Source organism: uncultured Aquabacterium sp., assembly GCF_913773725.1.
Taxonomy (GTDB): Bacteria; Pseudomonadota; Gammaproteobacteria; order Burkholderiales; family Burkholderiaceae_C; genus Aquabacterium.
In genome coordinates this window covers 15,072-27,397 of the sequence record NZ_CAJYGK010000034.1, presented here as the reverse complement: position 1 = coordinate 27,397, position 12,326 = coordinate 15,072, and the positions used below count along the sequence as shown (strand labels likewise).

Sequence of the window (12,326 nt, the reverse complement as noted above, 5' to 3'; positions counted from 1 at the left end):
CGCTGACCCACGCCGTTTCGCACACGGATCCGTCAGCCCCACTTGCCCCAGGATCCCGATGTCCCCACACCGGAGCGGCCGTCCTGTCAGACGGTTTGCGCTCCTCGCGAAACGACGCTGAGCAGGTCAGCGCATGGGGGAACTTTAATGCAAACGATTCTCATTTGCAAGCGATCGGGGCTCGCTTCGGGTGTGGCTGATCTGCATCAACCCCCGGGAGCGCCGCGGTCCCGGCAAGGGGCGCCCGGTGCATGATCACCGGGTTGTTCTGTTTCGGAGTCTCCCCTATGCATGGCTCACCTGCCGTGGTGGTCGCCCTCAACGCCCTGCTCGTCGACGAGCTGGCGGCACGCGATCAGTACTTCATCCATTCGCGCATGCTCGCCGAGTGGGGGTTCGCCAAGGTGGCCGCTCGCATCGCGCACGAAATGGAGGATGAGACGGGGCACGCCGATGCCCTGATCCGGCGCATCCTGATGCTGGGCGGCCATCCCGACATGAAGCCGTCGACGCTGACGATCGGCCACGATGTGCCGGAGATTTTCGCCAACGACCTGGCCGTGGAGATCTCGGTGACGGCCCACCTCCGTGAGGTGATGGCCTTGTGCGAACACGAGCGCGATTTCGTCACCCGCGACATCCTGCTGCCGATGCTGATCGACACCGAGGAAGACCACGCGCACTGGCTGTCTCAGCAGCTCAACCTCATCCGTCTGATAGGGCTGCCGAACTACCTGCAAAGCCAGCTCGGCTGACGTCGCTGCCGCCCGGCCCGTGCAAGACGCCGCGGGATGCGGACGCCTTGCGCCACAGGCCTCGGCAGGGCGGGTCAGGCCTGCGGGCCGTCGGTCGCGGTCTTGCTGCCACCGATGCTCGGCGCGGTCTTCACGCTCCAGATCATCGTGACGGCAAGGATGCCGATCACCACGCCGAGCGACACCAGCACCGGGATCTTGTACAGGTCGATCAGCATCATCTTCGTGCCGATGAAGACCAGCACCACGGCCAGGCCATAGCTCAGCAGGTGGAACTTGGCGGCCATCGCGGCGAGCAGGAAGTACATCGCCCGCAGGCCGAGGATGGCCAGGATGTTGGACGTCAGCACGATGAACGGGTCGGTGGTGATGGCGTAGATGGCGGGGATCGAGTCCACTGCGAAGATCACGTCCGTCAGGCCGACCAGGGCCACCACCAGCAGCAGCGGGGTGGCAATGCGCACGCCGCGTTGCACCGTCCAGAACCGTTCGCCGTCAAACCGGTCGCTGACCGGCAGCACGCGGCGCAGCAACTTGAGCGCCGGGTTGTCTTCGAGGTTGGGCTCCTTGTCGGCCGCCCACCACATCTTCACACCCGTGAGGAAGAGGAAGGCGCCGAACAGATAGAGAACCCAGTGGAACTCGCTGATCAGCCAGCCCCCCACCAGGATCATGATCGTGCGCAGCACGATGGCGCCGATGATGCCGATCATCAGCACCCGCTTCTGGTAGGCCGGCGGCACCGCGAAGTAGGTGAAGATCATCAGGAAGACAAAGATGTTGTCGACCGCGAGTGACTTCTCGATCAGGTAGCCGGTCAGGAACTCCAGCGCCTTGGTGTTGGCCACGGCCACGCCCTGGTCCTGCGCGAACGCCCACCACAACAGGCCATTGAAGGCCAGGCTGATGCCGACCCACACCAGGGACCAGCGAATGGCTTCGGGGACGGTGACGGCATGGGCCCCCTGTTTCTTCAGGACGACGAAGTCGACGAACAGGGCCACCAGCACGATGGCGGCAAAAACGAACCACAGCCACAAGGGCGCTATCGACAGCATGTTTGCTCCGGTGATCAAAGGCGTGCCACGGACGGCACGGGTTGGTCACCGGAAGGTCTTGCTGTGGTGGCCTGGCGTGCTGACGCCAGGGGGCACTGGTGAACCCGGGTGAGCCGGGCGGCCCACCGTGTTGACGGGATGACACCGCGACTTCATGCCGCGCGCTACTCCCCTTCCGGACAGCCCGCAGTCTAGCGCCGGCCGGCATGTCCCTTCAAGTGAGCGGGTTTTTGGTGCCCCCAAACATTGATAATGAGAATCGTTCGCATTAAAGTGTGGCGCGAAGCAAGGAGATTCCGATGTGCGATACGTCCCGCCGCTTGTTCGATTTTCCCGCGTCGCGCCCCATGCAGCCTGAGGCCGGCTCGGTCCGGCTTGTCCATGCGGCACCGCTCACACCGGTCCCGTCACCGCCGGCCGATGGCGCTCGGGGGTCGCGCCGGCGGCGCATCTGGGAGTTGGACGCGACCGCGCATTGCCCGGTCGTGGGGGTGTGCCTGCCGATTCCCACGCTGCATCATCTGGCCAGTCGGCTGTTGAGGGGCACCCCGTGGGCGGACGAATACGAGCTGCACTGCACGGTGGTGTCGGCGTGCCGTCAGCGCGGGCCGCTGGCCGAGGCGGTGCAGAAGGATCTGGATCGCCGGCATCAGCTGGCAGTGCGCCAGGCGGCGCGTTGCAAGGACGAGCTGGCGCTGCAGCAGTGGTGGCGGGCGGCGGCGGGCGGGCCCCGTCTGGCCGAGGCGTTGTGGGCCACACTCACGCACCCGCGGTGCACGCCGGACCTGGCCGCCAAGGTGCTGGGCCACGTCCACATGGTGCAGCATCAGGTGGGCGCGGCGACACGGGTGGAGCAGACGCGGTTCGAGGCCTTGCTCGCAGACCATGCGGAACTGCAACAGGCACACCAGGCCGTGCAGTTGCGTCTGCAGGATCAGGCCGCGCAGCAGGCGCGCCGCATCGACGCGCTGGAGCAGACGGTGCTGCAGCTGCGCGCCGAGCTCATCGGCCGGGACACGGCCCTGGCCCAGCTGCGTGATGAGCGTGACCATCTGGCGCAGGCCCATCCTGATCTGCCCGCCCGCGAGGCGCTGTTGCGCGAACGTCAGGCGCAGGCCGAGCGTCTGCAGGTCCTGCAACGCGAAGTGCACCGCCTGACCGAGCAGGCTCAACGCATGAGCGACCGGACCCGGGTGGCCGAGCCGATTCACTCGGACCCGCTACTGGACGCACCGGTGCACTGGCTGCCGCACGGTGCTTTGTCTAAGCGCGCCGTGCTGTGTGTGGGCGGGCGACCGGCCAGTGTGCCGGCCTACCGGAATCTGGTCGAGCAGACGGGCGGCCGGTTCCTGCACCACGACGGTGGTGACGAGGACAACCCCCAGCGGCTGGACGCCACGCTGGCGGCGGCCGACCTGGTGATCTGTCAGACCGGTTGTGTCAGCCACGGCGCGTACTGGCGCGTCAAGGCGCACTGCAAGCGCACCGGCAAACCGTGTCTGTTCATCGACACGCCCAGTCGGTCGGCGCTGGCCCGCGCCTTGGAGCAGGCCAGCGTGATCGACAAGGCCCCATCCGCTTGACGGGCTTGTATATGATAACAATTCTCATTTATATTCATGCGGTGGTGCCAGCCAGCCGTCGCCAGCCGGTCAACGCGTCCTGCCCGATGTCGGGCCCTGGAGTCGTTCATGTTCCGTCGATCTGACCGCCGCGTTCTGCCTGGCCGGTTGCCCGTGCGCACAGCACGGCCGGCTGCCTGGCTCGAAGCCTTGCGCTTCTGGTTGCCGTTCGCCGCGGTCGTGCTGGCGGTGTGGTTGACCGTGCCGGTCTACGCGACATCATGAAGCGCAGGGGCCGCGCCGGGGTGTCTACCTGGTCCGGCCTTCTCGAGGTCGGACGCTGCTTCCGCCGCCATGTCTCGCATTCCGCCTCGTCGCGCCGCCGCGACCCCCCGTCTTCTCTCTCTCGTGGCCTGCATGGCCGCCGTTCAACCTTCATCCTGGTCTCTTGCCGTGGCCGCTCCGGCCGACACGGCGGCGTCCGTAGAGGGGGTGTCGGTGTCTGCCCGCAGGGAGGACACCCCCACGGAGCACCGCGACAGCTACCGCGGCGGGCGCTCGCGCGCGGCCACCGGACTGGCCCTCACGGCGCAGGAAACGCCGCAGGCCATCAGCACCCTCACGCGGGCCCAGCTCGACGACCTTGGCCTGAACACCGTGAACGACGCGCTGATGTACGCACCGGGCGTGACGGTCGAGCGCGTCGAGACCGACCGCACCTACTACACGGCACGCGGCTTCGACATCGACCACTTCCAGCTGGATGGCGTCGGCCTGCCGTTCACCAATGGAGCCCAGTGGGGCGATGTCGATACGTTGATCTATGACCGCATCGAGGTCCTGCGGGGCGCGAACGGCCTGCTGACCGGCACCGGACAGCCTTCGGCGACCCTCAACTTCGTGCGCAAGCGGCCCACCACCGCGTTCCAGGCATCCGGCTCGGCCAGCATCGGCTCGTGGCAGACCCGGCGGCTGACCGGGGATGTTTCGGGCGCGCTGAACGCCGATGGCGGCGTGCGGGGGCGGCTGGTGGGGGCCGCACAGGACGGCGACAGCCACCTCGATCGCCATGGCAAACGCCTCTCCACGCTGTACGGCGCGCTGGATGTGGATCTCACCCGTGACATGACCCTGTCGCTGAGCTGGCTGGAGCGACAAAGCCACGCCCGAAGCCCGATGTGGGGCGCGCTGCCCATGGCCTATACGGACGGCACCCAGACAGACTACGACGTGTCCACGAGCACCGCCACCGACTGGGCCTGGTGGGACAACCGAGAGCGTCGCCTGAGTGCCGAGCTTTCGCATGACCTGGGCCAGGGTTGGCAGGTGCGCACGGTCTTGACCCACCGCCGCAACACCTCCGATTCAGAACTGTTCTATGTATTCGGCACCCCGCAGCGTGACGACCGCACGGGCTTGTTCGGCTACCCGTCGGCGTTTGATGGCCGCTACACGCAGAACCTGCTGAATGTGCAGGCATCCGGCCCTTTCCGCCTGGGCGGTCGTCGTCACGATCTGGTGGTCGGCGCGAACTGGGCCAAGGAAAAAGCCGCGGAGCGCTCGGGGTATGCGAGCTACGGTGGCTTGCGTTACACCGACTTGGGCGCCAGCCTGGTTGACTGGGACGGGCGCTTTGCCAAGCCGGCCTTGAATGCCGCCTACGATGGCTCGGACTTCGATGCCGAGCGCCGGGGTGTGTACGGTGCAGCCCGGTTCAGCCTGGGCGATGCTGTCAAATTGTTGTCTGGCGCTCAGTGGGTGAACATGCGCTCCAGCGGGGCCAACTATGGTGTCGCCCATGCCTACGACGCCACCCGCTTCACGCCGTACGTGGGTGCGGTGTGGCAGGTTCGGTCTGCGCTCTCGGCATACGCCAGCTATGCCCGGATCTTCAAGCCGCAGACCGAGGCCGGGGTGTCCGGCCAGCCTCTCGCGCCCGTGCGCGGCAGCAACGCGGAGGTCGGCCTGAAAGCCGACGTGCTGGATCGGACGCTGAGCCTGCAGGCCGCTGTGTTTCATACCCGGCAGGATGGGCTGGCGGGGGACGCGACCTGGCAGGACGGCCGCAACGTCTACTCACCGCAGGACACCCGCAGCCGCGGCGTCGAGCTGGAAGCCACCGGGCGGCTGGTGCAGGGGCTGGAAGTGGCGGCCAGCCTGACGCGCCTGCAAATCCACGACGATGCCGGCCACGATGCCCGTACCTTTCTGCCGCGCGAGCGGGCCACCCTCAGCCTGCGCCACGACCTGACCGACCGACTGCGAGCGACCGCGGGATGGCGCTGGCAGTCGGCGACGTCCCGTGCCGTCGGAGGCGCCCGTGTCCGGCAGGACAGCCATGCGTTGCTGGATCTGGGCGTGAGCTACCGCATCGATCGCCACTGGACGGTGGCGGCACAGGTTCGCAACGTGACGAACCAGAAGTACATCAACAGCCTGTACTGGGAGCAGGCGTACTACGGCGCGCCCCGCCATGCGCAGCTGACCGTGAACTGGTCGCACTGAGCCAGTGGTGCCCTGCTGCGGCGGGGCTGTGTCGTGGTCGGCCTTGTCTCGTCAGTTGGCGTCCTGCAGGTCGTCGCGCTGCTGACGCATCCACGCTTTCATGCGCGCGTCCATCACACTCAGTTCGATCACCCCGGCTGCATCCGGCTGACGGAAGCGGGCGCGGGCGCCCTGGATGCGTTCGATCGCGCCCGGCAGATCCCCCAGTGCGGCGACGGCCTCGGCCTCGGCTCGCACCGCGCGCAAGGGCTGATCAAGCTCGCTCCAGAGGCTCGCCAGCAGCGTCCAGCTGGTGGCATCGTCCGGTTGTCGGCTGACCTGCGCCTGCAGCCGCTCGGCCAGCCGCACGGCCTGTTCGCGTCGTGCGGGGCTGTCCGGGCTGGCCAGTGTGACCTGCGTGGCCAGCAGCAATTCGGGGCGCCCGTCCAGCGAGGCACCGCTGGCCAGGGCCCGCTGCAGGGCGGCCGACGCGGCTGCGGGTTGCCGGTTCAGCAGGTGGTTCTCTGCCTCGCCAAGATCCAGCACGCGCGCGACAACCGCCTGCTGAGCAAAGGGCAGTTCGCGGGCCGCATCGCGTGCACGCACCAGCGAGGCCGCGGCCTGCGTGGGGGCCCCGCCCCGCTGCGCGGCCAGCATCACCGTGTAGTGCCGGGCCACGCGCTGCAGGGCCGTGGCCTGGCTGGCCGGCTCCTGCTGCATCAGGGCCTGCAGGGCCACCGTCCGCGTGTCCATCAACACCCGGGACCGCGCTGCCATCATGGCGTGCAGGGCTGCCCGCTCCCCGTCAGGCCGGCTGGCCGGCGGGATCGCGTGGTCGCCGCCCAGCCCAAGCCGCGCCCGGGCATCGCCGATGCGCTCGCTGGTCAGTGGGTGGGTGCGCAGGTAGGGGTAGCGGCCATCGTCGTTCAGCCGCGAAGCCTGCTGCAGCATCTCGAACATCGACGCCATGCCGGCGGTGTCGTACCCCGCCTGCGCCAGGACGCCGAAGCCGACCCGGTCGGCTTCGCGCTCCATGTCTCGGGAAAAGTTGAGCTGCGTCTGGGTGGACACGGCCTGCCCCCCATAGATCAGGGCCTGGGCCGCCTGCGCGTTGCGGCTCGCCGCCAGGATGCCGGCAATCATCGTGGCGATGCTCACCCACGAGGTGCGTGACTGCTGCCCGATCATCCGGGCGATGTGTCGCTGCGTCACATGGGACAGCTCGTGCGCCAGCACCGAGGCCAGCTCGTCGGCCGTGTTCGTCATGGCGATCAGGCCCAGGTGGATGCCGATGTAGCCGCCGGGCAGGGCAAAGGCGTTCACGGACCGGTCGCGCACCAGGAAGGACGACCAGGCGTGTGCCGCATCCAGGTCCGGGCCAATCTCACCGCGCAGGCGCGCCGCCACGAGCAGCCCTCGCCACTGCTGCTCGATGTAGGCCTGAATCAGCGGGTCGTCGATCACGTCCGGATCGCGCTTGAGGCTGCGCATGATCCGGTCTCCCAGGCGCCGCTCGGCGGTGGGCGACAGTTCCTGCGAGACCGAGTCGCCCAGCGAGGGCAGCGGATTGCCCTCGAGCGCCTGCCCATGGGCCCGTGGGCCGCCCCAGATGCTGGCGGTCAGCAGGGTGGCCAGGGCCACCCACCGGATGGCCGGTCGGGCAGCGGCTTGGCGGCGGGGGGCGGGCGTCGGGCGCGGCAGAGGCATCAACATGGTCACCATCGAATCAGGTGGACTGCGCAGTATGCTGCGAAGCCATGACGCCCGCCGCGCGCGCACCTCATCAGGGGAGGGCCGTGGGGTCACTTTTGTGCTTCTTTACCTGCCAGACATGTCCGTTCTCACGCATTTCGATTCCGAGGGTCAGGCCCACATGGTGGACGTTTCCGCGAAGCTGCCCACGGCGCGGGTGGCGGTCGCAGCGGGGCGGATCTGCATGGCGCCCGACACGCTGGCCCTGATCCGCGAGGGGCGTGCCGGCAAGGGCGATGTGCTGGGCGTGGCCCGGATCGCCGCCATCCAGGGTGCCAAGCGCACGGCGGACCTCATTCCGCTGTGCCATCCGCTGTCGCTGTCCCGGGTGGCAGTCCATTTCGAATTCGAGGCGTCGCCTCCGGCCGTGCGCTGCGAGGTGACTGCGCAGACCGTCGGTCCCACTGGCGTCGAGATGGAAGCCCTCACTGCAGTGCAGGTGGGGTTGCTCACCATCTACGACATGTGCAAGGCCGCCGACAAGGGCATGCTCATCACCGACGTCGGCCTGATGGAGAAGCAGGGCGGCAAGAGTGGGCCCTGGCGCCGCGATCAGGGCAGCACGTCAGACCAGGCGTAAGGGCGCGACGGCGGCTGGCACTGGAAGGGCTCTTCGTCGTCGTCCTCGGGTTCGGTATCGCAGGGCGCCAGGAAGGGCTTGGCCATGCTGTTGCGGAACTCCTTGAGCCGCGCCACCACGTAGCGGGCCTCGTCGACCCGGCCGTGCTCGGCCAGCGAGCGCGCGTACGCGATCATCAGGCGGGCGTCGATCAGGTTGTGCAGGGCGCGCCGGAAGGCCTCTGGCGGCAGGCTCGGATCGTCGGCATCGGGCGCAGTCACGGCAGCGTAGTCGGCCTGGTAGCCGAACCAGGGCATGCGCTGCCCGAACGCGATGCGCTCCGCCAGCGGCCCCGCGCCGGCCCGTGGCGCATAGATGTTGGCCGCAGCCTGGTAATCCAGCGCGCACCACACGGCGCCCAGGGCCGTCAGCACACCGCCCGCTGCCATGGCGCGAACCCAGCGCCCCGTGTCGCTCAACCGGGGGGGCGCTTCCCGGGCGGGCTCGGCGCATTCACGGGCACCCAGCCCCAGGCCCCAGGCAAACGCAGCCGGCAACAGGAAGTAGCTGTACCACAGCGGGTACTCGAGCAGGCTGTGCAGCCCCGCAAGGGCCACGATGACGGCCGCTGCGGGGGCCGGGCTGATCGCAGGGGGGGGGGCGCTGCGCTGGCGGCGCCCGATCAGCCCTGCGAAGGCCCACAGGCACAGCCCGGTCAGGGCCATCGCCACCGGCACGCCGAACTCGACCGCCCATTGCAGCAGCAGGTTGTGGGTGTGGTCGAAAAAGGCCACCGGTCGGTCAGGGAAGACTGACAACGTCCAGGCGACGTTGAATTCGCCGTAGCCCACGCCGGTCCATGGGTGCTGCCGGATCAGCGACAGCACGTTGGCCCAGATCGCAAAGCGCGAACTCGAGATGTCGCTGCCGTCGTGCAGCCGCGCCTCAGCGGCAAAGGCGATGCTGCCATCGGCGTGCGACCACAGCCACATCACACCCCACCATCCTGCATACAGCACCGGTGCGGCCGTGAGGACCGCGCGCAGCTTGCGCGGCAGGCTGCGATCCAGCAGGCCCCACAGGCACAGGAAAGCCATGCCAACCATGCCGGTGCGCGAGGCCGTCCACACCACCCCCCCTATGAAGAGGGCCACCAGCGCGGCGCTCGCGCTTTCGGGCAGGCGGCGGCGCTGGCCCAGCCAGATCACGGCGCAGCAGCACCACACCAGCAGGGTGCTGAAATGGTTGGGCTGGCGCAGGTTGCCCACGGCGCGGCCGGCCACGGACGGCGTGGCGATCAGGCGCCCGTCCGCCCAGGCAGGGTGGAACACCTGGATCACGGCCAGCACCATGCCAATCACGCCCGCCACCGCGAGCGCGCCGAAGAACACGTCGGCCACCCCGTGCTGCGCCGGGCCGCGGCCGGCCCGCCAGCCTCCCAGCACCGCCAACAGGGCTGCCAGGCACAGCCCTGCGCCCATCATCCCCAGCCCCGCTGGCAGCAGGCCGCCCGCGCTGGACCATGCCGCCAGCGCCGCCTGGAGCGCCAGCACCCCGGCCAGTGCCCACGTCGCCCGGCCGGGGCGAATGCCCGCTGGCAGAGGGGTGGAAGACAGCATGGCCAGGAACAGGCCCCAGCCCAGTACCGCCAAGGCCTGGTTGTAGAACGTCACCGAAGGAGGGTCGTGGGCCGCCAGCAGCGTCGGCGCCACGATGGCCAGCAGGGCAAGGGGCCACCAGCGGGTGGCTGGGCCGGCCACAGGCCAAGGCCGATGATCAAGGGCATCCGAGGTCATGGCCGCTATTGTCAGGCCTCGTGGACGGCCTTCTGCCACTGTGCACCGGGCCACGTCAGCCAGGGAAACCCCCGGTTCTTGCGCTGTCGCAAGGGTTTGCGGCCTTTCCACACGGGGCGTCGCGCACCCCATACAAACACTGATGTCATGCCCTTGTCACACGCCGCCGACGCGCGCACACTGGTCTTCCGGTTGGAGCAAAAGCCGACGACCGGATGTTCTCAACCTTTCTGCTCTCGAAAGGAGGCAGTATGAATTTGACGATCAGTGGCCACCATCTTGAAGTGACTCCCGCCCTGCGTGAGTACGTTCTGACCAAGCTGGACCGAGTGACCCGTCATTTCGACCAGGTCGTGGACGTGACCGTCCTGCTCAGTGTTGAAAAGCAAAAGGAAAAGGATCGCCGCCAGAAGGCTGAAGTCAACCTGCACGTGAAGGGCAAGGACATCTTTGTTGAAACCGCGCACGAGGATCTGTACGCCGCCATTGATCAATTGATGGACAAGCTGGACCGCCAGGTCTGCCGCCACAAGGACAAGGTGCAGGATCACCATCACGCCTCGCCCAAGCGCGACGGCGTCTGGGACAACGCACAGTGAGCGCCGGCATGGCGTGCCTGACCCTGGCACGCCGGTCGAGCAACGACGGCCCTTCGGGGCCGTTTTTCATGGGCGCGGCTCGCGCGAGGCTCTGCTTGTGTGATTTTTTGCTTGCTGCAGTGCAGCAGCAGATGCAGAATCCCGCACATCGATGGAATTTGACGGTACCGTGTCGGTCTGTCGATTCCCTATAATCCGCCCCTCATCCGTCCCCGGAAGCGGAGCCAAGGCCCCCCGGTCGTCGCCCCCCGCCAGCATCAAGATGAACCGTCTCGCAGCCATCCTTACCCCCGGCCAGGTGCTGGTGGACGTCGACGCCAGCAGCAAGAAGCGCGTCTTCGAACAAGCCGGACTGCTGTTCGAGAACCAGAACGCGATCGCGCGGGCCACGGTCACGGACAACCTGTTCGCGCGCGAGCGCCTGGGTTCGACGGGCCTGGGCCATGGCGTGGCCATCCCGCACGGCCGCATCAAGGGTTTGAAGAACCCGCTGGCCGCCGTCATCCGCCTGAGCCAGCCCATTCCCTTCGATGCGCCGGACGACGAACCCGTCAACCTGCTGATCTTCCTGCTCGTGCCCGAGGCTGCCACGCAGCGCCACCTCGAGATCCTCTCCGAGATCGCCGAGCTGCTCTCCGACCGAGAACTGCGCGAGCGCCTCAAGACCGAGACCAGTGCCGCCGAGGTTCATGGCCTGATCGAGCGTTGGCAGCCCCTGAAGTCCGTGGCCTGACCGCTGCGCATTCATCGGGCATCATGGCGTGACACAGAACTGAAGGCATTTGCGATCCTGTGAGCGTCAAAGACATTGCCGTCATCAGTGCGGAAACCCTGTTCGAGGCCAACCGCACCTCCCTGCGCTGGGAATGGATCGCGGGCCACGCGCACCCTGAGCGCCGCTTCGACGAAGAGGCTGTCCACGCCGCGCAGTCCGCTGCGGATCTGGTGGGCTACCTCAATTACATCCACCCCTATCGGGTGCAGATCGTGGGGCGCCGCGAAACGGCCTATTTCACGAACTCCACTCCGGAAGACCAGGAGCGGCGCATCCAGCGCATCGTGACCCTGGAGCCGCCGGTGGTCGTCGTGGCCGATGGCGAAACGCCCTCTGACAAGCTGGTCGCGATGTGCGGCCGTGCCGGCATTCCGCTGTTCGTCACCCGCGAGCCGGCCGGTCACGTGATCGACGTGCTGCGCAACTACCTGACGCAGCACTTTGCCGAACGCATCACGCGTCACGGCGTTTTCATGGACATCCTGGGCCTGGGCGTCCTGCTCACCGGCGAGTCCGGTCTGGGCAAGAGCGAACTGGGGCTCGAACTGATTTCGCGGGGTCACGGGCTGGTGGCCGACGACGCGGTCGACCTCTACCGCGTCTCGCGCACGGCCGTCGAGGGGCGCTGTCCCGAGCTGTTGCAGAACCTGCTGGAAGTGCGCGGCATCGGCCTGCTCGACATCAAGGCCATCTTTGGTGAGACGGCCGTGCGCCGCAAGATGCGGCTCAAGCTCATCGTGCACCTGGTCCGCAAGGAAACCATGGAGCGCGAGTTCGAGCGCCTGCCTTATGAGCCCCTCTATGAAGAGGTGATGGGCGTGGCCATCCGCAAGGCGGTGATCGCGGTGGACGCCGGCCGCAACCTGGCGGTGCTGGTCGAGGCCGCGGTGCGCAACACCGTGCTGCAGCTGCGTGGCATCGACACCTACAAGGAATTCATCGAGCGTCACCAGCGCGCGATGGAGCGCGGCGGCAGCTTCTGAGCC

General features: G+C 67.8%; 11 protein-coding genes. 8 read left to right on the top strand and 3 right to left on the bottom strand.

The window, feature by feature from the left end; translation table 11 throughout:
• Positions 1 to 287: 287 nt before the first annotated feature.
• Positions 288 to 755 carry a bacterioferritin gene (bfr, locus tag QZ709_RS03495; RefSeq protein WP_294635952.1) on the top strand — a complete coding sequence of 156 codons (468 nt, stop codon included), beginning with the start codon at positions 288 to 290 and terminating at the stop codon, positions 753 to 755.
• A 74-nt stretch (positions 756 to 829) separates the two neighbouring features.
• On the opposite strand, the gene QZ709_RS03490 is transcribed toward bfr, so the two are convergent.
• Positions 830 to 1,813, bottom strand: coding sequence for a TerC family protein (locus QZ709_RS03490; RefSeq protein WP_294635951.1), 984 nt, complete (start codon positions 1,811 to 1,813; stop codon positions 830 to 832).
• 299 nt (positions 1,814 to 2,112) lie between these two features.
• Between QZ709_RS03490 and QZ709_RS03485 the strand changes: the two genes are divergently transcribed.
• From QZ709_RS03485 to QZ709_RS03475, 3 genes are all read left to right on the top strand, one after another.
• Positions 2,113 to 3,396, top strand: coding sequence for a DUF2325 domain-containing protein (locus QZ709_RS03485; RefSeq protein WP_294635950.1), 1,284 nt, complete (start codon positions 2,113 to 2,115; stop codon positions 3,394 to 3,396).
• A 108-nt stretch (positions 3,397 to 3,504) separates the two neighbouring features.
• Positions 3,505 to 3,660: a hypothetical protein gene (locus tag QZ709_RS03480; RefSeq protein ID WP_294635949.1), complete on the top strand. Its 156-nt coding sequence runs from the start codon at positions 3,505 to 3,507 to the stop codon at positions 3,658 to 3,660.
• Between the two features lie 132 nt (positions 3,661 to 3,792).
• Complete coding sequence (locus tag QZ709_RS03475; protein ID WP_294635948.1) at positions 3,793 to 5,880, top strand: TonB-dependent siderophore receptor; 2,088 nt, start codon at positions 3,793 to 3,795, stop codon at positions 5,878 to 5,880.
• A gap of 51 nt (positions 5,881 to 5,931) precedes the next feature.
• On the opposite strand, the gene QZ709_RS03470 is transcribed toward QZ709_RS03475, so the two are convergent.
• A complete protein-coding gene (locus QZ709_RS03470) occupies positions 5,932 to 7,572 on the bottom strand; it encodes a M48 family metalloprotease (RefSeq protein WP_294635947.1) in 1,641 nt (546 codons plus the stop codon).
• Positions 7,573 to 7,690: 118 nt separating this feature from the next.
• Between QZ709_RS03470 and moaC the strand changes: the two genes are divergently transcribed.
• Positions 7,691 to 8,191, top strand: a complete 501-nt coding sequence (moaC, locus tag QZ709_RS03465; RefSeq protein WP_294635946.1) for a cyclic pyranopterin monophosphate synthase MoaC — start codon at positions 7,691 to 7,693, stop codon at positions 8,189 to 8,191.
• On the opposite strand, the gene QZ709_RS03460 is transcribed toward moaC, so the two are convergent.
• Entirely contained in the window at positions 8,164 to 9,966 is a 1,803-nt protein-coding gene (locus tag QZ709_RS03460) for an O-antigen ligase family protein (RefSeq protein ID WP_294635945.1), read from the bottom strand. The genes moaC and QZ709_RS03460 overlap by 28 nt on opposite strands.
• 251 nt (positions 9,967 to 10,217) lie before the next feature.
• Between QZ709_RS03460 and raiA the strand changes: the two genes are divergently transcribed.
• The 3 genes from raiA to hprK all read left to right on the top strand — a co-directional run bounded on the left by raiA (position 10,218) and on the right by hprK (position 12,323).
• Positions 10,218 to 10,565 carry a ribosome-associated translation inhibitor RaiA gene (gene raiA / locus QZ709_RS03455; protein ID WP_294635944.1) on the top strand — a complete coding sequence of 116 codons (348 nt, stop codon included), beginning with the start codon at positions 10,218 to 10,220 and terminating at the stop codon, positions 10,563 to 10,565.
• A gap of 262 nt (positions 10,566 to 10,827) precedes the next feature.
• On the top strand, positions 10,828 to 11,298 hold the full coding sequence (ptsN, locus tag QZ709_RS03450; protein WP_294635943.1) for a PTS IIA-like nitrogen regulatory protein PtsN: 471 nt from the start codon (positions 10,828 to 10,830) through the stop codon (positions 11,296 to 11,298).
• A 74-nt stretch (positions 11,299 to 11,372) separates the two neighbouring features.
• Positions 11,373 to 12,323 carry an HPr(Ser) kinase/phosphatase gene (gene hprK / locus QZ709_RS03445; RefSeq protein ID WP_294636081.1) on the top strand — a complete coding sequence of 317 codons (951 nt, stop codon included), beginning with the start codon at positions 11,373 to 11,375 and terminating at the stop codon, positions 12,321 to 12,323.
• Positions 12,324 to 12,326: the final 3 nt, after the last annotated feature.

Bases quoted from the DNA above. Each gene is read 5' to 3' on its own strand.
- QZ709_RS03475 (WP_294635948.1), top strand. From the start codon at position 3,793: ATGGCCGCCGTTCAACCTTCATCCTGGTCTCTTGCCGTGGCCGCTCCG.
- raiA (WP_294635944.1), top strand. From the start codon at position 10,218: ATGAATTTGACGATCAGTGGCCACCATCTTGAAGTGACTCCCGCCCTG.
- bfr (WP_294635952.1), top strand. From the start codon at position 288: ATGCATGGCTCACCTGCCGTGGTGGTCGCCCTCAACGCCCTGCTCGTC.
- QZ709_RS03490 (WP_294635951.1), bottom strand. From the start codon at position 1,813: ATGCTGTCGATAGCGCCCTTGTGGCTGTGGTTCGTTTTTGCCGCCATC.
- moaC (WP_294635946.1), top strand. From the start codon at position 7,691: ATGTCCGTTCTCACGCATTTCGATTCCGAGGGTCAGGCCCACATGGTG.
- QZ709_RS03470 (WP_294635947.1), bottom strand. From the start codon at position 7,572: ATGTTGATGCCTCTGCCGCGCCCGACGCCCGCCCCCCGCCGCCAAGCC.
- ptsN (WP_294635943.1), top strand. From the start codon at position 10,828: ATGAACCGTCTCGCAGCCATCCTTACCCCCGGCCAGGTGCTGGTGGAC.
- QZ709_RS03485 (WP_294635950.1), top strand. From the start codon at position 2,113: ATGTGCGATACGTCCCGCCGCTTGTTCGATTTTCCCGCGTCGCGCCCC.
- QZ709_RS03480 (WP_294635949.1), top strand. From the start codon at position 3,505: ATGTTCCGTCGATCTGACCGCCGCGTTCTGCCTGGCCGGTTGCCCGTG.
- QZ709_RS03460 (WP_294635945.1), bottom strand. From the start codon at position 9,966: ATGACCTCGGATGCCCTTGATCATCGGCCTTGGCCTGTGGCCGGCCCA.